The 22,699-nt window shown below is 67.5% G+C and carries 18 protein-coding genes; 7 read left to right on the top strand and 11 right to left on the bottom strand.

The annotated features are described in order from the left end of the window. Positions 1-94: 94 nt before the first annotated feature. Positions 95-970 carry a sulfurtransferase gene (locus tag OG326_RS07760; protein ID WP_327143923.1) on the bottom strand — a complete coding sequence of 292 codons (876 nt, stop codon included), beginning with the start codon at positions 968-970 and terminating at the stop codon, positions 95-97. Between the two features lie 165 nt (positions 971-1,135). Between OG326_RS07760 and OG326_RS07755 the strand changes: the two genes are divergently transcribed. Next, positions 1,136-1,906, top strand: a complete 771-nt coding sequence (locus OG326_RS07755; RefSeq protein ID WP_327143922.1) for a helix-turn-helix transcriptional regulator — start codon at positions 1,136-1,138, stop codon at positions 1,904-1,906. Here OG326_RS07755 and OG326_RS07750 read toward each other — a convergent pair. The 5 genes from OG326_RS07750 to OG326_RS07730 form a co-directional block, all read right to left on the bottom strand. Further along, complete coding sequence (locus OG326_RS07750) at positions 1,832-2,467, bottom strand: Maf family protein (protein ID WP_327143921.1); 636 nt, start codon at positions 2,465-2,467, stop codon at positions 1,832-1,834. The two genes, OG326_RS07755 and OG326_RS07750, sit on opposite strands and share 75 nt — an antisense overlap. 122 nt (positions 2,468-2,589) lie before the next feature. Next, positions 2,590-2,898 (bottom strand): acyl-CoA carboxylase subunit epsilon, encoded by a 309-nt coding sequence (locus OG326_RS07745; protein WP_327146406.1) that lies wholly within the window; start codon positions 2,896-2,898, stop codon positions 2,590-2,592. 226 nt (positions 2,899-3,124) lie between these two features. Continuing rightward, complete coding sequence (locus OG326_RS07740) at positions 3,125-4,765, bottom strand: acyl-CoA carboxylase subunit beta (RefSeq protein WP_327143920.1); 1,641 nt, start codon at positions 4,763-4,765, stop codon at positions 3,125-3,127. A 220-nt stretch (positions 4,766-4,985) separates the two neighbouring features. Then, positions 4,986-6,281, bottom strand: coding sequence for an L-lysine 6-transaminase (lat, locus tag OG326_RS07735; RefSeq protein WP_442791014.1), 1,296 nt, complete (start codon positions 6,279-6,281; stop codon positions 4,986-4,988). A gap of 109 nt (positions 6,282-6,390) precedes the next feature. After that, positions 6,391-6,843, bottom strand: a complete 453-nt coding sequence (locus OG326_RS07730) for an Lrp/AsnC family transcriptional regulator (RefSeq protein ID WP_067562135.1) — start codon at positions 6,841-6,843, stop codon at positions 6,391-6,393. An 82-nt stretch (positions 6,844-6,925) separates the two neighbouring features. Here OG326_RS07730 and amaB point away from each other — a divergent pair, with 82 nt between their 5' ends. Next, the gene (amaB, locus tag OG326_RS07725; protein ID WP_327143918.1) at positions 6,926-8,455 is read left to right on the top strand and encodes an L-piperidine-6-carboxylate dehydrogenase; all 1,530 of its coding nucleotides are present in this window, start codon (positions 6,926-6,928) and stop codon (positions 8,453-8,455) included. 143 nt (positions 8,456-8,598) lie between these two features. Here amaB and OG326_RS07720 read toward each other — a convergent pair whose 3' ends face one another. Together OG326_RS07720 and OG326_RS07715 are read right to left on the bottom strand one after the other, a co-directional pair. Next, positions 8,599-9,450 (bottom strand): SDR family oxidoreductase, encoded by an 852-nt coding sequence (locus tag OG326_RS07720; protein ID WP_327143917.1) that lies wholly within the window; start codon positions 9,448-9,450, stop codon positions 8,599-8,601. Further along, the gene (locus OG326_RS07715) at positions 9,447-10,403 is read right to left on the bottom strand and encodes a patatin-like phospholipase family protein (RefSeq protein ID WP_327143916.1); all 957 of its coding nucleotides are present in this window, start codon (positions 10,401-10,403) and stop codon (positions 9,447-9,449) included. Before OG326_RS07715 ends, OG326_RS07720 begins: the two co-directional genes overlap by 4 nt. A 69-nt stretch (positions 10,404-10,472) precedes the next feature. Between OG326_RS07715 and OG326_RS07710 the strand changes: the two genes are divergently transcribed. Then, positions 10,473-11,072 carry a TetR/AcrR family transcriptional regulator gene (locus OG326_RS07710; protein WP_327143915.1) on the top strand — a complete coding sequence of 200 codons (600 nt, stop codon included), beginning with the start codon at positions 10,473-10,475 and terminating at the stop codon, positions 11,070-11,072. Here the strand turns inward: OG326_RS07710 and OG326_RS07705 are convergent, their stop codons facing one another. Next, the gene (locus OG326_RS07705; protein ID WP_327143914.1) at positions 11,073-11,618 is read right to left on the bottom strand and encodes a histidine phosphatase family protein; all 546 of its coding nucleotides are present in this window, start codon (positions 11,616-11,618) and stop codon (positions 11,073-11,075) included. A gap of 157 nt (positions 11,619-11,775) precedes the next feature. Between OG326_RS07705 and OG326_RS07700 the strand changes: the two genes are divergently transcribed. Then, positions 11,776-16,719, top strand: coding sequence for an ATP-dependent helicase (locus OG326_RS07700; RefSeq protein ID WP_327143913.1), 4,944 nt, complete (start codon positions 11,776-11,778; stop codon positions 16,717-16,719). 15 nt (positions 16,720-16,734) lie between these two features. Next, on the top strand, positions 16,735-17,508 hold the full coding sequence (locus tag OG326_RS07695; protein WP_327143912.1) for a DNA-formamidopyrimidine glycosylase family protein: 774 nt from the start codon (positions 16,735-16,737) through the stop codon (positions 17,506-17,508). Positions 17,509-18,242: 734 nt separating this feature from the next. On the opposite strand, the gene OG326_RS07690 is transcribed toward OG326_RS07695, so the two are convergent. Further along, entirely contained in the window at positions 18,243-19,367 is a 1,125-nt protein-coding gene (locus OG326_RS07690) for a HoxN/HupN/NixA family nickel/cobalt transporter (protein ID WP_327143911.1), read from the bottom strand. A 124-nt stretch (positions 19,368-19,491) separates the two neighbouring features. Between OG326_RS07690 and OG326_RS07685 the strand changes: the two genes are divergently transcribed. Together OG326_RS07685 and OG326_RS07680 are read left to right on the top strand one after the other, a co-directional pair. Beyond that, entirely contained in the window at positions 19,492-20,001 is a 510-nt protein-coding gene (locus OG326_RS07685; RefSeq protein WP_327143910.1) for a Fur family transcriptional regulator, read from the top strand. 198 nt (positions 20,002-20,199) lie between these two features. Next, positions 20,200-20,838 carry an NADPH-dependent F420 reductase gene (locus OG326_RS07680; protein WP_327143909.1) on the top strand — a complete coding sequence of 213 codons (639 nt, stop codon included), beginning with the start codon at positions 20,200-20,202 and terminating at the stop codon, positions 20,836-20,838. A 101-nt stretch (positions 20,839-20,939) separates the two neighbouring features. Here OG326_RS07680 and glpD read toward each other — a convergent pair whose 3' ends face one another. Beyond that, entirely contained in the window at positions 20,940-22,676 is a 1,737-nt protein-coding gene (glpD, locus tag OG326_RS07675; RefSeq protein ID WP_327143908.1) for a glycerol-3-phosphate dehydrogenase, read from the bottom strand. Positions 22,677-22,699: the final 23 nt, after the last annotated feature.

Below are 22,699 nucleotides of genomic sequence, written 5' to 3'. Positions count from 1 at the left end.
CTCCTGTGCTGGAGATAACTTCGTCTTGGGCAGTGTAGGCAGTGTGCCAACAACTCCCGAACCGGGATAGGGCTACCGATCGGTAGGCCCGAAATTACTCGCCGGGGTCGGCTCCGACCACTATGGGTGCGCCTACGGCATTTGCCCATTCGGTCCAGGAGCCGTCGTAGTTGCGGACGCCCTGCACACCGACGAGGTAGGTCAGGACGAACCAGGTGAGTGCGGCCCAGCGACCGATACGGGAGTACACCAGCGGCGGCACCCCGTCGGACACCCCACCGTAGATGACATCCAGCTCCGCACGGGGGCGAAATCGAGAATCCGCACCGACCGACGCACTCCACGGAATGCTGACGGCCGTCGGAATGTGGCCGGCGCGCAGGGCCTGCTCCTCCGGACGGTCCAGCACCACCAGTTCGCCGGTGTACTCGTCGAATTCGCGGGCGTCGATCAGCGGGCCGCCCAGCTGCGCCACCACATCGGCGCGGAACGCCCGCGCGGTCTTGTCGTCGCGCTCGGCCACCGGGTATTCGCCGTGGACCGGATACGGCACCTCGAAGGTGGTGTCGCGGGCCTCGGAGATCCAAGCATCCCGGCCACCGTCCAGCAGGCGCACATCCTCGTGTCCGAAGAGGTCGAACACCCACAGGGCGGCGGCCGCGGTGCCATTGGCCCGATCGCCGTAGATGACCACGGTGTCGTCGCGTCCGATACCTTTGGCACGCATCAGCGCGGCGAAGGTTTCACCGTCGACGACATCGCGCTTGCGCGGGTCCATCAACTCGGTTCGCCAATCGATCTTGATGGCGCCCGGGACATGCCCGATGTCGTAGAGCAATATGTCTTCGTTGGACTCGATGATCTTGAGTCCCGGCGCGCCGATGTTTGCCGACAGCCATTCTGTGGTTACTAGTCGGTGAGGATGTGCGAAGGAACCGAACGAGGGATGCGGATCCGGGGCAACGGGCACAGTGTGGTCCTTCACGCGTGGTGGGTTGGGTGTTGGCGATTCGAATCTCAGCACCGATCGTAGGCAAGTAGCGGCAACGAAACTCGTTCCAGATCACGAATCGGGTGATTGAGCGAATTAAGCGCAGCTTCATCCGATAAAGTCTCCCGAGAGGAGGGGTGAGCTATGTCCGATTCTTGGCCGCGACGACGACTGCTCGCGATCCTACGTGGCGCAAGCGAGCCTCTCGATGCGCAGGAACTGGCCCGTGTCACCGGTCAGCATGTGACTACGGTGCGTTTCCATTTGGATGTCCTCACCCGCGAATCGCTGGTACGGCAATTTCAGCAGCCCCCACGGGGTCGCGGCCGCCCGCGCATCGGCTATACCGCCGTGCAGCGATCCGTCGGTTATCAGGAATTGGCGCAGGTACTCGCTGACCAGCTCGGTAGCGATCCGCGCCGCCGGTCCGACGCCGCCATATCGGCCGGACGCGTCTGGGGTTCGAAACTCGAAGCGGTGGACCAGCCGGTCGAAACGCTCGACGATGCCCGCGATCTCACCATTACGGTCGCCTCCGAACTCGGCTTCGCGCCCGAACGCGATCACGCCGGCGAAACCGATGAGCAGTCGCTGATCCGGCTCACCGCATGCCCGCTGCGCGAACTCGCGCGCACGCATTCCGAAGTGGTGTGCGGCGTCCATCTCGGACTCATGCGAGAAGTGCTGGATCACAACGGCGCCCGCGATACCGTTTCCGTCCGCCTGCATCCGTTCGTGGAGCCCGAATTGTGCGTGGCGCGACTGGAACTGCTCACGGCCCGCACGGCCGAGGGTGTGCCCGGTGTGAACGGCGATGCCGAGGAACCCCGGCTCGCGACCTCAACGAGCCGCGTCGCTCCACAATTGCGTAGCCCCGACGCCCACCTCGGCAAGCAGTCGACGAACCAGCGGTAGACCGATACCGATCACGCTGGAGGGATCACCCTCGATGCGATCGACGAACCAGGCGCCGCGGCCGTCCAGCGTGAAGGCCCCGGCCACCTGCAGCGGCTCGCCCGTGGCGATGTAGGCGTCCAGCTCATCGGCGCCGGGCTCGGCGAAATGCACTGTGGTGGAACTGCAATCGGCGGCCTCGGCGACGATCTCACCGTCGCGCAGCCGCAGTACGCAGTGCCCGGTGAGCAGATCGGCGCTGCGCCCGGCCATATCGGACCAGCGCGCCCGCGCGACCTCGGCGGTGAGTGGTTTGCCCTGCAGCACGCCATCGACGAGCAGCATCGAATCACAGCCCACCACAATGGAATCGGGGAATTCTCCGGTCAGCGTGGGGGCAACATCGCGCGCCTTGGCGCGAGCCAGCTCGATCACCACGCGATCGGGGGCGGTGCCCGCGGGCAGCGCGGCGGCCACGGCGTCCTCGTCCACCTTCGACACCCGGACCACCGGTTCGACACCCGCATTGCGGAGTACCCCGAGCCGGGCCGGAGATTGGGACGCCAATACGAAAGTCGTCACAGGCGCTGTCTCATTTCGACGTATCGGAGGCACGGGCACTGCGCGAAGGTACTACAGGGGAACGCACGTCAGCGGCGGGGAGGCGGCGCGGGCGCCCCCTGGCCCTGACGGAACCCGCTCGATCAGCCGCGGTGCGACAGTGCGGGAAATGCGTACGGCGAGAACGGCGACGAGCCGCGGTGCAGCAGTGTGGGGCGGCCCCACATATCGGCGGGACCGTTGTCGGCGGATCCACCGGGGACGCTCGAGGCGGCGGCGAAGACAGCCACCAGGGCGGCCAGTTCGACATCGCTCGGATTGCCCTTCAGAACCTGGATGACCGGGCCGATGTTCGACGGTTCAGTCTCGGCTACAGCCGTTTCGACCGCTTCCGTCAATCCATCGACGGCCAGATCCAGTTCGGCGGCGCTCAGTACTTCTTCGTCAGCCATGGTCGTCACAGCGCCAGTCCTCCTGTCCAATTGCCGCCCGGGTGGGGCGGCTGTTCACGGATAGTGGTTCAAGTCCGCAAACGGTAATAGTTTCGACCCTCTACGTCGAGGGCCGGTCTCTACCATCTTTACTCGGATGAGGCGTTCCTGCGCGGTACGGGAAACCGGCACGAAGCATGCCGGACCCTAGCCCCAGTGTGCGCCTCACACCGCGCTTATCGTCGAATCAGAGCGGAATGTTGCCGTGCTTCTTCGGCGGCATGGTCACCATCTTGCGTTCCAGCAGACGCAGCGCCGATACGATCTGGCCGCGGGTGTGCGAGGGCGGGATGACCGCGTCGACGTAGCCGCGCTCGGCCGCCACGTACGGGTTGACCAGGGTGTCCTCGTACTCGTTCTGCAGCTCGAGGCGCAGCGCGTCCACATCGGCGCCTTCGGCCGCCGCATCCTTGAGCTGCTTGCGGTAGACGAATCCGACCGCGCCCGAGGCGCCCATGACCGCGATCTGAGCGGTCGGCCACGCGAGGTTCACATCGGCGCCCATGTGCTTGGAACCCATGACGTCATAGGCGCCGCCGTATGCCTTGCGGGTGATAATTGTGATCTTACCCACAGTGGCCTCACCGTAGGCATAGAGCAGCTTGGCGCCGCGGCGGATGATGCCGTTGAACTCCTGGCCGGTGCCGGGCAGGAAGCCGGGAACGTCGACCAGGGTGATGATCGGGATATTGAACGCGTCGCAGGTGCGCACGAAGCGCGCGGCCTTCTCCGAGGCGTCGATGTCCAGGCAGCCCGCGAACTGCGAGGGCTGGTTGGCCACGAAGCCGACGCTGCGGCCGTCGATGCGGGCGAAGCCGATGATGATGTTCATCGCGCGCTCGGCCTGCACCTCCAGGAACTCGTCGTCATCCACCAGGCGCTTGATGACCTCGTGCATGTCGTACGGCTGGTTCGGCGAATCCGGGACGATGCTGTCGAGCTCGAGGTCCTCGGCGGTGAGCGAGTCCTCGATGGCGCCGACGATCGGATCGGTGGCCGGGAAGCGCGGGGCCTCGGCGCGGTTGTTGCTCGGCAGGTAGTTGAGCAGATCCTTGACGTAGTCCAGGGCGTCCTGCTCGCCGGAGGCGACGTAGTGCGCGACACCGGACTTCACCATGTGGGTGTGGGCGCCGCCCAGCTCCTCCATGGTGACTTCCTCACCGGTGACGGTCTTGATCACGTCGGGACCGGTGACGAACATCTGGCTGGTCTGGTCGACCATGACGACGAAGTCGGTCAGCGCCGGGGAGTACACGTGCCCACCGGCGGCCGGGCCCATGATCAGCGAGATCTGCGGGATCACGCCGGAGGCCTGGATATTGCGGTGGAAGATCTCACCGTAAAGACCCAGGGAGACAACGCCTTCCTGGATGCGTGCGCCGGCGCCCTCGTTGATGCCGACCAGCGGGCGGCCGGTCTTCAGCGCCAGATCCATGACCTTGACGATCTTCTCGCCGTAGACCTCGCCGAGCGAGCCGCCGAAGACGGTGACGTCCTGGGAGAAGATGCAGATATCGCGGCCGTCGATGGTGCCGTAACCGGTCACCACGCCGTCGCCGAGCGGACGCTGGTTCTCCAGGCCGAAATTCACACTGCGGTGCCGGGCGAGCGCGTCGAGTTCCACGAACGAGCCCTCGTCCAGCAGGGCGAGGATGCGCTCGCGCGCGGTCATCTTGCCCTTGGCGTGGACCTTGTCGACCGCGGCCTCACCCATCGGGTGCTTGGCCTCTTCCAGCCTGTTACGCAGGTCAGCAAGCTTGCCGGCGGTGGTGTGGATATCGGGGGCGCCCGCCGACCCCGGCGAAGGCTGCTGCTGGACACTCGTCATGCCCGGAGTGTAACCAGTGCCAGTGCCCTCTGGTAATCCCGGCAGGGCTACTCGCGAGTACGGTTATTGACTACCCGCCAGTTAATATCCGCAGGTAGATACCCGATTACGCGGTTCGCGGGCCTGCGGTGACATCGAAAAATTTCGGCGCCCGGTCCGGTCTGAGCGAACACGAACCGCCCGGAATGTTCCGGGCGGTTCGAGTAGGTTGCCGTGCGGCTCAAGGCAATACGCGGTCCAGGGCGTCGACGGCCTCGTCCAGCTCCGCGACCGTGACGGTGAGCGGCGGCCGGAAACGAATACCGCGCTCCCCCGTGCCGAGGATCAGGACGTGCTCCTCCTCGCGCAGCGCGGTCACCACCGAGTCGCGCAATTGCGCCGTTTCGAGTGTGATGGCGCACATGAGACCGCGTCCGCGCGGCTCGGTGACCTCGAGGCGGGCATCCGCCAATTCGGTCAGCCGCCCCAGCAGATGCGCCCCGAGCCGCCCGGCACGCGCCACGAGGCCCTCGTGCTCGATCACCTCGAGAATGCGGCGGGAACGGACCATATCGGTGAGACTGCCGCCCCAGGTGGAGTTGAGCCGCGAGCTGACGTGGAAGACATTGCCGGGCACCTCGTCGATGCGGCCGCCGGCCATGATCCCGCACACCTGGGTCTTCTTGCCGAAGGCCACGATGTCGGGTTCCAGGCCCAGCTGCTGATAGGCCCACACGCTGCCGGTCATGCCGACGCCGGTCTGCACCTCGTCGAGGATGAACAGGGCGTCGTTGTCGCGGCAGAGCTGCTGCATCACCCGCAGGAATTGCGGGCGCAGATGCCGGTCGCCGCCCTCGCCCTGAATGGGCTCGGCAATGAAACACGCTATGTCGTGCGGGTTTTCGGCGAAGGCGAGGATGGCCTGGTCGAGCGCGTTCCGCTCGGCGGCCTCGATATCCGGATGATCGGCGCCCACGTACGGGGTGTCGATGCGCGGCCAGCCGAACTTCGGGAACCTGTCGGTCTTGACCGGATCGGTATTGGTCAGCGACAGCGTGTACCCGGTGCGGCCGTGGAACGCTCCGGTCAGATGCAGCACCTTGGCGCCGAGTTCCGGTGCGCGCCCGTGCATTTCATTGTGCCGGGACTTCCAGTCGAAGGCGGCCTTGAGGGCGTTCTCGACCGCGAGCGCACCGCCGTCGATGAAGAACAGGTGCGGTAGCCGCGGATCGCCGAGGACACGCGCGAAAGTGTCCACGAAGCGCGCCATTTCGACGGTGTAGACGTCGGAGTTGCTCGGCTTGTTGAGGGCCGCGGCGGTGAGGTTCGCCAGGAAGTAACGGTCTTCGACCAGCGCCGGATGGTTCATGCCCAGCGCCGAGGAGGCGAAGAAGCCGAACATGTCCAGATATGCCGTGTCGTCGCGGGCGTCGATCAGTCTGCGGCCTTGTGATTTTCGCAGGTCCAGAACCATATCGAAGCCGTCCGCGAGAATGCTCGCGGACAGGATCTCATGCACCCGGGCGGGGGTGACCAACTGCGTTTCGGCAACCGCCCCGAGCCGATCGAATTCGAGGGTCACTCCCCCAGGGTAAGGGAATCTTTACGGTTTTGTCCGTAAATTTCGATGTAATTACGAAAGACAACTACTTGTCATAGAATGTCTGCAGAATGATGGTGCTTCGAGTCCGAACGTTGGCCGTCGCGCGAATCTCCTGCAGCAGCTGCTCCAGATGCCGGGGGGAGGCGACACGCACCAGCAGCATGTAGCTCTCGTCACCGGCCACCGAGTGGCAGGCTTCGATACCTGGGATGTGCTGCAGCAGCGCGGGCGCGTCATCGGGCTGCGACGGGTCGAGAGGAGTGATGGCTACGAATGCCGACAGCATCTGCCCCAGGGCTTCCGGATCGACATTGGCTGTGTAGCCACGGATCACGCCTCGAGCCTCCAGCCGCCGCACCCGCGACTGCACCGCGGACACCGACAGATTGGCCTTCTCGGCCAGATTCGACAATGTGGCGCGGCCATCGGCAATCAGCTCGCGAATCAGCAGACGATCTATGTCGTCGAGTTGTGGTTTCGCCGGTGTATCCGCCATCAGCGAAGGCTAACGCAGCGAACCGAACTCGTGGCCGGAACCCATCACCCGGCGCATGCCGCTATCGACCAGGGAGCAGTCGATGACACCCGCACCGACCGTAGACATCACACGTGAACTGCGCACCCGCACCGAGGCGCTACTAGGCGGCCTCGGCGTGGAATCACCCGAACCGGGCGCACTCTCGGCTCGTACGCCTCTCACCGGCGGCGAACTGACCAGCCTGCGACCGAGTACCGCCGATGAGGTGGACGCCGCCATCGGCCGGGCCGCCGCCGCGTTCGAAGGCTGGCGCACCGTGCCCGCGCCGCAGCGCGCGGCCGTGGTGCGACGGCTGGCGCAATTGCTCACCGAACACCAGGCTGAGCTGGGCGAACTGGTCACTCTCGAAGCCGGGAAGATCGGTGCGGAGGCGCGCGGCGAAGTCCAGGAAATGATCGATATCTGCGAGTTCGCCCTCGGCTTGTCGCGGCAGCTGTACGGGCAGACCATGCCGTCGGAGCGGCCCGGGCACCGGCTCATGGAGACCTGGCATCCGCTGGGCGTGGTCGGCGTGATCTCGGCCTTCAATTTCCCGGTCGCGGTGTGGGCGTGGAATACCGCGCTGGCGCTGGTGTGCGGGGACGCCGTGGTGTGGAAACCGTCGGAGACCACACCGCTGACCGCGCTGGCCTGCCATACGCTGCTGCGGCGGGCGGCGGTGGACGTGGGCGCGAATCCCGAAGTGCACCAGCTCATTCAGGGCGCGGCCGAGGTCGGCGAGCAGCTTGTCGACGATCCGCGCGTGGCGCTGGTCAGCGCGACCGGATCGGTGCGGATGGGCCGGACCGTCGCGCCGCGCGTGGCCGCGCGCTTCGGCCGCTGCCTGTTGGAGCTGGGCGGCAATAACGCTGCGGTGGTGACGCCTTCGGCGGATCTGGATCTGGCCGCACGGGGCATCGTGTTCTCGGCGGCGGGCACCGCGGGCCAGCGGTGCACCTCGCTGCGGCGGCTCATCGTGCACGTGGATGTGGTCGGGCCGCTGCTGGATCGCATCGCCTCCGCGTATCGCCAACTGCACGTGGGCAATCCGCTCGAGGACGGTGTGCTGGTGGGGCCGCTGATCAATGGGCGGGCGTATGCGGGCATGCAGGCGGCGCTGCGGCGCGCGCAGGAGGACGGCGGTGAGTTGATCTGCGGCGGTGAACGAGTCGAGGGCTTCGGCGACGAGGCGTACTACGTCCGCCCCGCCATCGTCCGCATGCCGGCGCAGACCGAGGTGGTCCGCGAGGAGACCTTCGCGCCGATCCTCTACGTTCTCACCTACCGCGATCTCGAGGCCGCCATCGACCTGCACAATGGTGTCCCGCAGGGTCTTTCGTCGGCGATCTTCACGCAGAACCAGCGGGAGGCCGAGCGCTTCCTGGCCCCGGACGGCTCCGACTGCGGCATCGCCAATGTCAATATCGGCACCTCGGGCGCGGAGATCGGCGGCGCGTTCGGCGGCGAGAAGCAGACCGGCGGCGGGCGTGAATCCGGTTCGGACTCCTGGAAGTCCTATATGCGGCGCGCCACCAATACGGTCAACTACTCCACCGAATTGCCTCTGGCACAGGGCATTCGGTTCGAGTAGGCGGCGTAGCGGCCCAGGTTGCAACCCCTGATCCGGCGGTTGTGCCTGAGCGCAAGGCGGTCCGATCGCGGCAGCGAATGCGGCGGCCCACGGACAGCAACGGCCCGAACCCCCCGTGCGGTTCGGGCCGTCTGCGTTTGCGATCAGTCGCGGTCGTCGGTGGCGATGGCGCGGATCTGGGCTTCGTACTGCGCGCGGGTGGTCTCGTCGGAGGGGTGCAGGGCGCGGTCGCCGTTGATGAGGCGGCGGACCAGGCGGATGGCGGGTTCCGGTGTCGCGGCGAAGAGGGCGTCGATGGGGCCGAGGTAGTTCGGCACGGCGACCTCGGCCTTGCGGGTGCGCACGGTCTGGACGACGGCGGCGGCCACATCCTCGGGCTCGACGGTGGGCATGCCGGCACCGAGAGCGAGGCCGGAGGACAGGCGGGTGCGCACGGCCGACGGCATGATGGTGCTGACGCTGACGCCGTACGGCGCGAACTCCAAACGGGTTGCGGCGGACAGGCCCACGGCCGCGAACTTGCTGGCGTTGTAGACGGCCAGGCCCGCGATCGGGATCTTGCCGGCGAGCGAGGCGACATTCACGATATGACCCTGACCGCGCTCGACCATGGCGGGCGCGACGGCGCGCATACCGTGGATGAGACCCCAGACATTGACGTCGATGGTGGTGTGGCCCACCGCATCCGATTCGTCGAGGAAGGCCCCGGCGGGCATGACACCGGCATTGTTGACCAGGATGTCGATGCGGCCGAAGTCGGCGACGACCCTGTCCCACTGCTCGCGATTGCGCACATCCAGCTCGAAGGCCTTCGCGCCCAGGGCCGCTGCGGTGGCCTGGGCGGCGGTGGTGTCAACATCCGCGATGGCCACCTCGGCGCCCTTGCTGATGAACAGCTCGGCGGTGCACTGGCCGATGCCGCGGCCCGCGCCGGTGATCAGCACCCGCGCGCCGTCGAGATCGATTGTGGGGTAGTTCTTTCCGAGGATGCTCATGCGAAGACTCCTTGTTCCATGGCCTTGCGGGTGCTGACCAGGCTGTGTTCGAACGTGGCGAGGCGGCGGCGGCCGTCCATGAAATTGGGGCCCATGACCGCGAGGTCCTCGGCGGTGGCGTCCAGGCGCAGCACCTTGGTGCCGCCGGCGCGCAGCAGGGCGATCTCGGCATCGAGCTTCTCGCTCATGCGATTTCGCATCTGGCGCTCCAGGAAATGCCCCGCGCTGGTGGCGGGCAGTCGTCCGGTGGAGGCCATGGGTGCGAGCACCACCACCTCGTCGAGCTGCGCCGGGAGCAGCAGATCCACCGAGGCGGTGGAGGCCGCGCCGCCGTCGATGAAACGGCGGTCGTCGATGGGCACCGCGGGGAACCAGCCGGGGACGCCCCACGAAGCCCGCAGTGCCGCACCGAGACTCGCGTCCGGTGCGGAGGGTGAACCGAAGGCCACGCGTTCACCGGTGGCGGCGTCCATGGACACCAGCCAGGTGGCGGGATGCGGTACCCAGCTGCGATCCGGATTGAGCCGGTCCGCGAGGCGCTGCAGCCAGGCGGCGTCACCGCTGCCCTGCGGGAGCAGGCCGCTGCCGGCGGTCAGCAGCGCGTGGCCGCTGGGCCGGGCGAGCAGTTCGCGCACCGCGCGGGCGGGCGCACCGAGGCGCGCACGGGGCAGTGGCGGGAAACGCCCGGGCTCACAGCGCATATGCGCGGTCAGGATCGGGTTCGCGGAGGTGCCGTCCTGCATGGCGACCAACTCGTCGACGCCGACGCCGCTGCCGAGCATGGTCAGCATTTCGGCGCCGGCGGAGGTGCCGATCATGACGTCGGCGTCGCGTGGATCCCAGTTCAGCACATCGCGGGCGGCGGCCAGCGCGGCCACGATCCACGCCGCGCCGAGGGTGCCGCCGCAGCCGATGGCCAGGCCACGTCGATGTGACCCGTTCCTGTTACTCATGGTTTCGAACACTAACAGATTTCAGATACCGGTGGTATCCCGAATCTCTCGGAACATAGAATCATCGCCATGGCACGACTGACCCGGTCCGAAAGCCAGGCCCGCACCCGCACGGACCTGCTGGTGACAGCACGCGATCTGTTCCTCACCGAGGGGTACGCCAAGACCAGCCTGGAACGGGTCGCCGAGGAGGCCGGGTACTCCAAGGGCGCGGTGTACTCGAACTTCAAGACCAAATCGGCACTGTGCCTGGAAGTGCTGGGGCTCATTCACGAGACCAAGTTCGGCGAGGTCACCGAACTGATCGAGGGCGACGACAGCCTCGAGGCGCGGTTGGAGCGCTTTCAGAGCTGGGCCGAGCGCACGCTCGGCGATGTCGGGTGGACGATGCTCGAATTCGAATTCGCCATTGTGGCGCGCGATGATCCGGCGTTGCAGGCGGCCCTGGTTTCCAGTCTGGGATTGGTGCGCGGCACCGTCGCGGCGCAACTGCAGGTGCTCGCGGATTCCACGGGGCTGACGCTGCCGCTGCCCGCCGAGGACGCGGCCACCGCGGTTTTGAGCCTGGGCCTGGGCCTCGGCATTCAGCGGGCCATCGATCCGAGCCTGTCCGCGCGACTGATCACCGATGCGGTGCGGGCCATGGTGCGCAGCTCGCTCACCGCCTGATCACGGCCGGAAGTGCAGGGTCCATTCGCCGCGATAGTGCAGCCGCGTCACGCTGACCGGGGGAACGTCTATGCGCCAGAACGATTTTGCGGGCGCGTCGAGGGTGACGAGCAGGGCGGCGCGAATGATCGCGGGATGGGTGATGGCAATGGTGGGTTCGCCCTCGACGGCGATATCGGCCATCCATTCGCCGGTTCGCTCGACCACATCCGCCACCGATTCACCGCCGTGGCCGCGATAGCCCGGATCGGTGAGCCAGAGGTAGAGGTCCTCCTTGGGGACCGACATGAGTTCGCCGCCGCGCCAGGCGCCCGCATCCAGATCGCGTAGTCGCGAATCCTCCGCGCCCGTCAGGCCCATGACGGTGGCCGTCTCGACCGCCCGGCGCTCGGGGGCGGTGAGCACCCTCGCGGCATGCAGGCGACCGCAGGCGGCGACCGCGCGGCGACCGGCTTCGGTGAGCGGTTCGTCGACCGGAAATCGTGCTTTGCGCATCGCCTCGGTCATCCCGTGACTGACCAGATCGAGTCGGAGCACCTTCTGCACCGTTCGAACCTTACGCGCGGCGAAAGCGCCCGTAGTTCGATTGCCCGTCCTTCGCTCATCTCCCGGTCGCGGGCCTATCCGGCCCCCTTGACAGCCCGAACCCGGTCCTGACGGGCCGATCCCCGGGACTGTCGGTGGGCGGGTGCAGACTGGGGCGATGGATCGGTTCTCTCCCGCCACCCGGCAGTGGTTCGACGGCGCCTTCCCGGCGCCGACGGCCGCCCAGCTGGGGGCCTGGCAGGCCATTGCGGCGGGCGAGCACACCCTGGTCGTCGCGCCCACCGGGTCCGGTAAGACGCTGTCGGCATTCCTGTGGGCCATCGACCGGCTGGCCACCCGGGAGCCGGCGCCGCCCAAAGCCAAGGGCGAGAAGCGCAAGACCTCGGTGTTGTACATCTCGCCGCTGAAGGCCCTCGCCGTGGATGTGGAGCGCAATCTGCGGGCGCCGCTCGTGGGGATCACGCAAACGGCCAAACGGCTGGAATTGCCCGCCCCGGAGATCAGCGTGGGGGTGCGGTCCGGTGATACCAGTCCGGCCGATCGGCGCGGGTTGCTGCGCACGCCGCCGGACATTCTGATCACCACGCCGGAATCACTGTTCCTCATGCTCACCTCTGCGGCGCGGGAGACGCTGAGCGAGGTGCACACCGTGATCGTGGACGAGGTGCACGCCATCGCCGGGTCCAAACGCGGTGCGCACCTGGCGCTTTCGCTGGCCCGGCTGGATGCGCTGCGGGCCGCCTCGCCCGGGTTCGAACGTCCCGCGCAGCGGATCGGGCTGTCGGCGACGGTGCGGCCACCGGCGGAGGTGGGGCGGTTCCTGGTCGGTAGCGCGCCGATCACCATTGTGAATCCGCCCGCGCCCAAGACCTTCGATCTGTCGGTGCGGGTGCCGGTCGCGGATATGACCGAACCCGATGCGGGCGCGGAGGATTCGGATCAGCCGGGCTCCATCTGGCCGCATGTGGACGAGGCTATCGTCGATCTGGTGCTCAAGTATCGATCCTCCATCGTGTTCGCGAATTCGCGGCGGCTGGCGGAGCGGCTGACCGCGCGGTTGAACGAGGAGTACGCCGGGCGCATCGGCGCGGAGGTGGACACCGAGCATGCGCCGCCCGCGCAATTGGGTGCGTCCACCGAGGTGATTCACGGTGCGCCGCCGCTGCTGGCGCGCGCGCATCACGGTTCGGTGAGCAAGGAGCAGCGGGCGCTCATCGAGGATGATCTCAAGAGCGGGCGGCTGCGCTGTGTGGTCGCGACCAGCAGCCTGGAGCTCGGAATCGATATGGGCGCGGTCGAATTGGTGGTGCAGGTGGAGGCGCCGCCCTCGGTTGCCAGCGGCCTGCAGCGGGTGGGCCGGGCCGGGCATCAGGTCGGTGAGATCTCGCGCGGAGTGATCTTCCCGAAGCATCGCACCGATGTCATCCACTGCGCGGTGGCCTCGCAGCGGATGACCGCCGGGCAGATCGAGGAATTGAAGATTCCGCTGCATCCGCTCGATATCCTCGCCCAGCAAACCGTCGCGGCGTGCGCACTGGAGGCCATCGACGCCGAGAGCTGGTTCGAGACGGTGCGCAGCACGGGAAGCTATGGCGCCCTCCCCCGTTCGGCCTACGATTCGGTGCTCGATCTCCTCGCCGGTCGCTACCCCTCCGACGAATTCGCCGAGCTCCGGCCCCGAATCGTGTGGGACCGCGACGCGGGCACCCTCACCGGCCGCCCCGGCGCCCAGCGCCTGGCCGTCACCTCCGGCGGCGCCATTCCCGATCGCGGTCTCTTCCCGGTCTTCATGGTCGGCGAAAAAGCCTCCCGGGTAGGCGAACTCGACGAGGAGATGGTCTACGAGTCCCGCGTAGGCGACGTCTTCGCCCTCGGCGCCACCAGCTGGCGCATAGAGGAGATCACCTTCGACCGGGTCCTCGTCACCCCCGCCTTCGGCCTCCCCGGCCGCCTCCCCTTCTGGCACGGCGACTCCCTCGGCCGCCCCGCCGAATTGGGCGCGGCCCTAGGCGAATTCGTCCGCACGGCCGGTAAGGCGGTGGAGCAGCACGGCACGGGAGCAGTGCGCTCGACCACCGTGCGGGCCAATAGTGCGGATCCCGTTCAACTAGGCACGGCTCTGCAGGAACTCCCCCACGGCGCAGAAACGAAGGACTCCCGCAGCAAGCGAAATGGGCAGGGCGGCAGCAAGTCGACAGGTCACGCGAAGGTGGCTCGACCGGAGACCGAGTTGGAGCGGGTCACTGCCGCGGCGGGGCTGGATTCGAATGCGACGGCGAATCTGGTTGCGCTGCTGCAGGAGCAGCGGGTGGCCACGGGGCAGTTGCCGACGGATCGGACGCTGCTGGTGGAGCGGTTCCGCGATGAGCTCGGGGATTGGCGGGTGGTGTTGCATTCGCCGTACGGGTTGCCGGTGCATGCGCCGTGGGCGCTGGCGGTGGGGGCGCGGCTGCGGGAGCGGTTCGGGGTGGATGCGGCGCCCACGGCTTCGGATGACGGGATCGTGGTGCGACTGCCGGACACCACGGACGATCCGCCGGGGGCGGAGTTGTTCGTGTTCGAGCCCGATGAGATCGACGATGTGGTGACCGAGCAGGTGGGCGGGTCGGCGCTGTTCGCCTCGCGATTCCGGGAGTGCGCGGCGCGGGCGCTGCTGCTGCCGCGCCGGGATCCCGGCAAGCGGGCGCCGCTGTGGCAGCAGCGGCAGCGGGCCGCGCAATTGCTGGATGTGGCAAGGAAATTCCCGGAGTTCCCGATCCTGCTGGAGACGGTGCGGGAGTGCCTGCAGGATGTGTACGACCTGCCCTCGCTGCGCGATCTGCTGAGCCGGGTGGCGCGCCGGCAGGTGCGCCTGGTGGAGGTCGAGACGGCCACGCCGTCGCCGTTCGCGAACTCGCTGCTGTTCGATTACATCGGGCAGTTCATGTACGAGGGCGACAGTCCGCTCGCGGAGCGGCGGGCGGCGGCGCTGTCACTGGACTCCAGCCTGCTGGCGGAGCTGCTGGGGCGGGTGGAGCTGCGGGAACTGCTCGATGCCGCGGTCCTGGAGCAGACCGAGCGGGAATTGCAGCGGCTGACGCCGGAGCGGCATGCGCGGGATATGGAGGGGCTGGCCGATCTGTTGCGGCTGCTCGGGCCGCTCACCGCCGAGGAAGCCGCTGAGCGCTGCACCGACGATCCGCGACCGTGGTTCGCCGAACTGGTGAAAGCCCATCGGGCCCTGGAGGTTTCCTTCGCGGGCTCGCGGTGGTGGGTGGCGGTCGAGGATGCGGCCCGGCTGCGGGATGCACTGGGTGTGCCACTGCCCATCGGTGTTCCGGCCGCCTTCATCGAGCCGGTCGCCGATCCGCTCGGCGATCTGATCGGCCGGTATGCCCGGACCCACGGTCCGTTCACGCTGACCGCGGCCGCGCACCGATTCGGGCTGGGCACCGCGGTGGTCGCCACCGGCCTGCATCGACTGGCTCTCGAAAAGCGTGTGGTGGAAGGCGAATTCACGCCGGGTTCCGCCGGGTCCGAATGGTGCGACAGCGAGGTGCTGCGCCGCCTGCGCCGCCGGTCCCTGGCCGCGGCCCGCAAGGAGGTGGAACCGGTCGCCACCGCAGCCCTGGCGCGCTTCCTCCCGGCCTGGCAGCACATCGGCACCGGCGAACTGCGCGGAGTAGACGGCGTCGCCGCCGTCGTGGAACAGCTTGCGGGCGTGCCGATCCCGGCCTCGGCCTGGGAATCGCTCATTCTCCCCGCCCGCATCCGCGACTACTCCCCCGCCATGCTCGACGAACTCATGGCCACCGGCGAGGTGCTGTGGTCCGGTCACGGCTCGATCACCGCCAAAGACGGCTGGATCGCCCTGCACCCCGCCGACCAGGCCGCCGTCACCCTCCCCCCACCCGACGACCTCGACCTCACCGAAATCCACATCAGCCTCCTGATGGCCTTGGGCGCCACCGTAATCGGTGGCACCCCATCTCCCGAGGCAGCCGATCCCGCCGTGATCACCGGCCCGGCCGACGCCTCCGCGACTACGCCACAGGCAGGGCAGGATGCCGACGGAGTCGCACCCGGTCGGCGGAAGGCCGGGTCGCTCGCAACGGGGTCCGGGTTCCAGGTGGTGGATATGGCCGGGGGTGGCGCGTACTTCTTCCGGCAGCTGGTTGATGCCAGTGGGGTGGAGGACGAGGGTGCGGTGGTCACCGCGCTGTGGGAGTTGGCCTGGGCGGGGTACATCGGCGGGGATACGTTCGCGCCGGTGCGGGCGCTGCTGGCGGGGACGGCGCGGACTTCGACGGCGCATCGGACCCCGCGGCGGGCTCCGCGGGGGCGGATGTATCTGCCGCGCACGGGGATTCCGGCGCGGACGAGTCCGCCCAGTGTGGCGGGGCGGTGGGCGCTGCTGCCGGAACGGGTGGCCGACAATACGGTGCGGGCGCATGCCACGGCGGATGTGCTGCTGGAGCGGTACGGGGTGCTGACCAAGGGGTCGGTGCAGAGCGAGGGTGTGCGGGGCGGGTTCGCGCTGATGTATCGGGTGCTCACCGAGTTCGAGGACCGGGGGCGGTGCCGGCGCGGGTATTTCGTGGATTCGCTGGGTGGGGCGCAGTTTTCGACGACGGATGTGGTGGACCGGCTGCGGTCGTTCGACAGCGATCGGCCGCACAGCGCCGACGAGGGCGACGCTCGCCCCGGCGAGAGCCGGCCCGGCCAGGGCGGGAGCCACTCCGCCGGGAAGTCGCTGGTGCTGGCGGCCTGTGATCCGGCGAATTCGTATGGGGCGGCGCTACCTTGGCCGAAGTCGGCGGTCGAGGGTGCGGGGCATCGGCCGGGCCGCAAGGCGGGTGCGCTGGTGGTGCTGGTGGACGGCGAGCTCGCGCTGTATCTGGAGCGCGGGGGCAAAACGCTGCTGACCTTCACCGAGGATCCCGCGGCCCGGACGGCGGCGGCCACGGCCCTGGCGGGGCTGGTGCACGATCGGCGTGTCGATTCGCTGGTCATCGACCGGGTGAACGGTGAGTCCGTGCACGGCAATACCTTCGCAGGCTTCCTCACCCAGGCCGGTTTCGCCGCCACCCCCAAGGGTTTCCGGCTGCGGAGCCGCCCGTGAACCGGCGACTTCGCCATGCCTGAGGGCGATACCGTCTTCCTGGCGGCAGCGCGCCTGCGCCGCGCCCTGGACGGAAAGACACTGACCCGCAGCGACTTCCGCGTGCCGAAGTACGCCACCCTCGACCTGCGCGGCGAGCCGGTGGAGAGCGTGGGCAGCTACGGCAAGCACCTGTTCGTGCGCACTCCCGGACTCAGCATTCACACCCATCTGAAGATGGAGGGCGTATGGCGGGTCTACACCCCCGGACAGCGCTGGACCAAACCGGGTTTCACCGCCCGCCTGATCCTCGCCACCGCGGACTCGGAAGCCGTAGGTTTCGCCCTCGGCCTGGTCGAAGTGCTGCGCCGCGCCGACGAGCACACCGCCGTCGACCATCTCGGCCCGGATCTCCTGGGCCCGAACTGGGATACCGCTGAAGCAGTCCGCCGACTGTCCGGAAAGCCGGAGCAGCCCATCGGTTCGGCTTTGCTGGACCAGCGAAATCTCGCGGGAATCGGCAATATCTACCGCAGCGAAATCTGCTTCCTGGGCCGCGTCCATCCCGCGACACCGGTCGGCGACCTCGCCGACCTGCCCGCCCTGGTCGACGAAGCCCATCGGGTACTCACCCAGGCCGCACACCAACCACCCTGGCGCGCACTGGCTTACGGCCGCCAACGCCGCCCCTGCCGCCGCTGCGGCACCACCATGCTCGTCCATCTGCTCGCCGATGATCCGGCTCTACCCCGCGCCGACCGCGGCATCTACTTCTGCCCGCGCTGCCAGCCCGCACCGCCCAGCACATAGTCCACGCCGGATTTCCATCGCCATCCCAATGCCTTCGGGCCCCGGCGCAGTGCGCCGGGGCCCGAGGTTCTTACGAAGGGCTTGACTTACGAAGGGGTTGACTCAATTTCGGTTACCGGCCGGTGAGGCCGGCGATTGACACCGCGTCCGAACGTGTTGACAGGGACGCGTATTGCGTACGTATGTGCTCGTGGACCACCTCCCGGCTCGCAGATTGCGCACCCCCGCACCCGAATTCCCGGCACGGTCCCGCTTCGAGAATCCCGAGGGACTCCCGGCGCTCTTCGCGGCGTTCTTCGTCCCCTCCTGCGGTCCTGCCACGATCGAATACTTCTCCCACCGGCAGGGGACGGCCGAACCAACTTCTCCGGGAATACCTCTCCCGGGCCCTTGACTTGCTACTTGCTGTTTGTCGAACAAGAGAGACAGTACAACGGAGAACGTCAGTTGTCTATACCCGAGAGTGCAGATTTTTTGACACCCTGAACGAGCCTTTACCCGACCGCCACTCGGTCACCGAGACAGGCGCGTGAGCAGCCGATATCGCGAGATAGTCGCTTGTCCAGCGCATCTGGAGGTACCACGATCGCCGCCACCCGTCCGACCGACACTCCGACGACCTGCCACAGGCGTGCCGAAGCCCCGCCGATAGGACTGGACCTCTGTCCACAGGAGTGAAAAAAACTACCGTGGCGGATATAGACATTCCTCCAGGAATGGCATATATGTCGGCGTCACAGCGCCTCCCGATCCGCCAGTGCGACGGACCACTTCTCCTCGATACGGCCGAAACGCCAAATGAGCAGCGCGGCAACCCAGGTCAGGACGAACAGGCCGACGATGACGAAGCCGAGGACATTGAGGTTCAGGCCGCCTATCCAGTCCCAGATGCCGCCGGACCAGCCGAGTTGATCGGCGAGCAGGCCCAGCAGTTCGACGGTGCCGATGATGAGGGCCACGGCGACGGACAGGCCGGTGATGGTGATGTTGTAGTAGACCTTGCGGACCGGTTTGGAGAAGGCCCAGCCGTAGGCGAAGTTCATGAACGAGCCGTCGATGGTATCGAGCAGGCTCATACCGGCGGCGAAAAGGACCGGCAGACAGAGGATTGCGTACCAGGGCAGGCCGGCGGCGGCGCTGGTGCCGGCCAGGACGAGCAGGGCCACCTCGGTGGCGGTATCGAAGCCGAGGCCGAAAAGGATGCCTACGGGGTACATCTGCCAGGGCTTGGTGATCGACTTCATGGCTCCGCCGAAGAAGCGGTTCATGAAGCCGCGATTGTCGAGCTGCTTCTCGAGTTCGGCCTCGTCGTATCGGCCGGATCGCATATTCCGGAAGACGCGCAGGATCCCCACCAGGACAACGATATTGATGATCGCGATGATGTAGAGGAAGGTGCCCGACACGGTCGTGCCGATCAGTCCGGTGTAGTGGTGCAGCGCGGACGAATCGTCCTGGACCGGTCCGACCACCGCCTTCACCCCCACCGACAGCAGCAGCGCGAGCACGAAGACGACGGTGGAGTGGCCGAGCGAGAAGAAGAATCCCACCGAGAGCGGACGCTGCCCGTCGTTCATGAGTTTGCGGGTGGTGTTGTCGATCGCGGAGATGTGGTCGGCGTCGAAGGCATGCCGCAGGCCGAGGGTGTACGCGGTCAGGCCGACGCCGATGCCGAGTGTCTTGTCGCCGAGGCTGAAATGGTGCGGCGCGACGATGGCCACCAGGGTGACCCAGCCGATCACATGCAGCGCGACGATCAGCCCGACCATGGCGGCGACCCGCGCCCATTCCCCTCGGGTCAGTGCGGTGCGAATGACCTCGAGCCGTGAAGGCTTCCGCCCGGTCTCCGTGGTTGTCATGGTGCGCCCTCCCACAGGAACCGATGGAATCGAACGAATCAACGGTAACTTCGGCCGATTCTTGTTGCAACTCGATGGCAACAAGCGGTTGGCGGTGAACGGCATCGGGCGCAACACTGGTCTCATGACAGGAGCAGGCCACCGAATCGGCGCAGCGGAATCCGGGACCATCGCCCCCGGCCATTCCGAAGACCGGGTGCGCACCATGCTGCGCGAGCGCGGATTACGTTGTACAACACCGCGATTGGCGGTGCTGGGCGTCCTGGATACCGATCCGCCCATCGGGCATCTCAGTGCGGGACAGATCCATCGCCGCCTCACCGAGCAGGGCCGCGAGGTCGACGTGACCACGGTGTACCGGACGGTATCGACGCTGGTCGAGGTCGGCGTGCTGCATGCGCTGACGCTCGACGAGCACGTCACGACCTACGGTTTGGCCGACCATCCGCACCACCACGCCATCTGCACCCGGTGCACCACCATGATCGAAGTCCCCGCCGACCGCTTGAGCACCGCGCTGGCCCAGGCGAGCCTCGGCAGCTCCTTCGCCCTGTCCGAGCACGCGGGGCTGACCCTGCACGGATTGTGCCCGGACTGCCAGGCGGCGCAGGACGCCACCGCCGACGTCCACTGATTCCTACCGCACCACAGCTCCCGGATTCGCCGGCCGACCCACAACACCCTCGCTCCGGGCCTGCGCGCACCATCCGACCTGCACGGCCGAACAGGCCTGTGGGGCGCGGCCAACCACGCCCCACCACCCCCGTATTCCGCCGTTCGTCGGTAGCGGAACCGGCTATGGGGCTGCGGAATTCGGCCCTATTCTGTCCGCATGAAGATCGGAATCGTCGGCACCGGATCGGTGGGACGCACCCTCGCGGCGCGGCTGGTGGAGTTGGGACACGATGTGGTCATCGGCACCCGCGATGTGGCCGCCACCGAGGCGAAGGCGGAGGAGCCGTTCCCCGCGCCGCTGCGTACCTCGGCCGAGGCGGCCGCACATGCGGAGGTTGTCATCAATGCCACCGGCGGTCAGGTCAGTGTGAGTGCGCTGCAGGGTGCGGGCGCGGAGAATCTGGCGGGCAAGGTGCTCATCGATATCGCCAATCCCCTCGACTTCTCCGACGGCTTCCCGCCCACCCTGGCTGTCTGCAATACCGATTCGCTCGGTGAGCAGATCCAGCGCGCCTTCCCGGACGCCCACGTGGTCAAGACCCTCAATACCGTCAATGCCGACGTCATGGCATACCCCGAGAAGCTGGCGGACGGCGATCACACCATGTTCGTCTCCGGTAATAGCGACGAGGCCAAATCCACCGTCCTGCAACTGCTCCGCGAATTCGGCTGGCGCGACATCATCGACCTCGGCGACATCACCAACGCCCGCGCCACGGAAATGCTGCTCCCCCTCTGGGTTCGCCTGATGGCCCCGCTCGGCACGATGGCCTACAACTACAAGGTGGTCCGCTAGCGGAATCGCGGCCGGCGCCGCCGCGTACGGCAGGTCTCGGCTCGAATACAACTGCGCGCCCGGCGAGTTCATCGCAGGGCGCGCAGTTGTCTTGGTGAGCGCTAGTTTTCGACCGGGACCGGCTCCAGGATCTGCGGGCGCGGTTCCGGGGCGGCAATGCGGAGGGCGTCGGCCGAGGCGTCGTCGGGTTGGGTCTGAGATTCGATTTCGGCGGTGACGCGGGCGACGTAAGTGGCTATCTCGCGGGCGGTTTCGGCCTCGTCCCAGCCGAGCACCGGGGCGACGAGACGGGCCACCTGGTCGGCGCAGTCGACGCCGCGGTGCGCGTACTCGATGGAGATGCGGGTGCGGCGGGCGAGGATGTCCTCCAGGTGCAGGGCGGCTTCCGCGGCGGCCGCGTAGACCACCTCGACCTGCAGATAGCCGGGGGACGCCTCGATCGGTTGCAGCAGATCGGGTTTGCCGTCGGCGAGGCCGAGCACCTCGTCGATGAGCGAGCCGTACCTGTTGAGCAGGTGCTGGATTCGGTACGGGTGGACGCCGTACTTCTCGGCCAGGTGCGGGGTCTGATTCAGCAGCGCGTGATAACCGTCCGCGCCGAGCAGCGGCACCTTGTCGGTGATGGTGGGCGGCACCTGGCGCGGAATGTCCTGTGCCGCTTCATCGACGGCGTCGTAGGCCATGACGCGGTAGGTGGTGTACTTACCGCCCGCGATGGCGACCAGGCCCGGCGCGATGCGGGCCACGGCATGCTCGCGCGACAGCTTGGAGGTCTGATCGCTCTCCCCCGCCAGCAGCGGCCGCAGGCCCGCGTAGACGCCGGTGATATCGGCGTGCGTGAGCGGCGTGACCAGCACCGAATTGACGTGTTCGAGCAGATAGTCGATGTCGTTCTTGGTGGCGGCCGGATGCGCGAGATCCAGATTCCAGTCGGTGTCGGTGGTGCCGATCAGCCAGTGATCGGTGCCCCACATAATGACGAACAGCACCGAGGTCGGGGTGCGCAGAATGATCGAGGTGTCGCTGGCAATGCGGTCGCGCGGGACCACAATATGCACACCCTTGGACGCGCGCACATGGAATCGTCCGCGCTGATGCGCCAGAGACTGCAGTTCATCGGTCCACACACCGGTCGCATTGATGACGACGCTGGCGCGCACCTCGGTCCGCCGGCCGTCCTCACTGTCGTGCACCTTCACGCCCACCACCCGATCCGCCTCCCGCAGGAAGCCGACCACCTGCGTGGACGTGCGAATGACCGCGCCGTAGTGGGCGGCGGTGCGGGCCAGCGTCATGGTGTGCCGCGCATCGTCGACCACCGTGTCGTAATAGGTGAGACCGCCGGTCAGCGCCGAGCTCTTGAGTCCGGGAGCCAGGCGCAGCGCCCCGGCCTTGGTCAGATGATGCTGTCCCGGAACGGATTTCGACCCGCCCATGGTGTCGTACAGGGTCAGCCCGGCGGCCACGTACGGGCGCTCCCAGCCGTAATGGGTGAGCGGGTACAGGAACTTGAGCGGCTTCACCAGATGCGGCGCCAGCTTGGACAGCGACAGTTCCCGCTCGTGCAGCGCCTCGCGCACCAGCCCGAACTCCATCATCTCCAGATAGCGCAGACCGCCGTGGAACATCTTCGACGAGCGGCTGGAGGTGCCGGAGGCCAGGTCACGGGCCTCGACGAGTGCGACCTCCAGGCCGCGGGTGGCGGCATCGAGCGCAATGCCGGCGCCGACCACACCACCGCCGATCACCACCACATCGAAGGTGTCCTTGCCCAGCCGCGCCCAGGCCTCCTCGCGCTGCTCGGGGCCCAGAAACTGCGATCGCGGGTTCTTCGTCATGCTCGACTCCTCCGGCCCGCCGC

This window comes from Nocardia sp. NBC_01327, assembly GCF_035958815.1.
Lineage (GTDB): Bacteria > Actinomycetota > Actinomycetes > Mycobacteriales > Mycobacteriaceae > Nocardia.
Note: the sequence above shows the minus strand (reverse complement) of the source record. Positions and strands in the feature narration are given on the sequence as shown.

What these genes read in the sequence shown, in the direction of transcription:
- OG326_RS07740 (WP_327143920.1), bottom strand. Translation starts at nt 4,765, where the DNA reads ATGACGAGTGTCCAGCAGCAGCCTTCGCCGGGGTCGGCGGGCGCCCCC.
- amaB (WP_327143918.1), top strand. Translation starts at nt 6,926, where the DNA reads ATGACACCCGCACCGACCGTAGACATCACACGTGAACTGCGCACCCGC.
- OG326_RS07690 (WP_327143911.1), bottom strand. Translation starts at nt 19,367, where the DNA reads ATGACAACCACGGAGACCGGGCGGAAGCCTTCACGGCTCGAGGTCATT.
- OG326_RS07700 (WP_327143913.1), top strand. Translation starts at nt 11,776, where the DNA reads ATGGATCGGTTCTCTCCCGCCACCCGGCAGTGGTTCGACGGCGCCTTC.
- OG326_RS07730 (WP_067562135.1), bottom strand. Translation starts at nt 6,843, where the DNA reads ATGGCGGATACACCGGCGAAACCACAACTCGACGACATAGATCGTCTG.
- OG326_RS07685 (WP_327143910.1), top strand. Translation starts at nt 19,492, where the DNA reads ATGACAGGAGCAGGCCACCGAATCGGCGCAGCGGAATCCGGGACCATC.
- glpD (WP_327143908.1), bottom strand. Translation starts at nt 22,676, where the DNA reads ATGACGAAGAACCCGCGATCGCAGTTTCTGGGCCCCGAGCAGCGCGAG.
- OG326_RS07715 (WP_327143916.1), bottom strand. Translation starts at nt 10,403, where the DNA reads ATGAGTAACAGGAACGGGTCACATCGACGTGGCCTGGCCATCGGCTGC.
- OG326_RS07755 (WP_327143922.1), top strand. Translation starts at nt 1,136, where the DNA reads ATGTCCGATTCTTGGCCGCGACGACGACTGCTCGCGATCCTACGTGGC.
- OG326_RS07695 (WP_327143912.1), top strand. Translation starts at nt 16,735, where the DNA reads ATGCCTGAGGGCGATACCGTCTTCCTGGCGGCAGCGCGCCTGCGCCGC.
- OG326_RS07720 (WP_327143917.1), bottom strand. Translation starts at nt 9,450, where the DNA reads ATGAGCATCCTCGGAAAGAACTACCCCACAATCGATCTCGACGGCGCG.
- OG326_RS07710 (WP_327143915.1), top strand. Translation starts at nt 10,473, where the DNA reads ATGGCACGACTGACCCGGTCCGAAAGCCAGGCCCGCACCCGCACGGAC.
- OG326_RS07680 (WP_327143909.1), top strand. Translation starts at nt 20,200, where the DNA reads ATGAAGATCGGAATCGTCGGCACCGGATCGGTGGGACGCACCCTCGCG.
- OG326_RS07745 (WP_327146406.1), bottom strand. Translation starts at nt 2,898, where the DNA reads ATGGCTGACGAAGAAGTACTGAGCGCCGCCGAACTGGATCTGGCCGTC.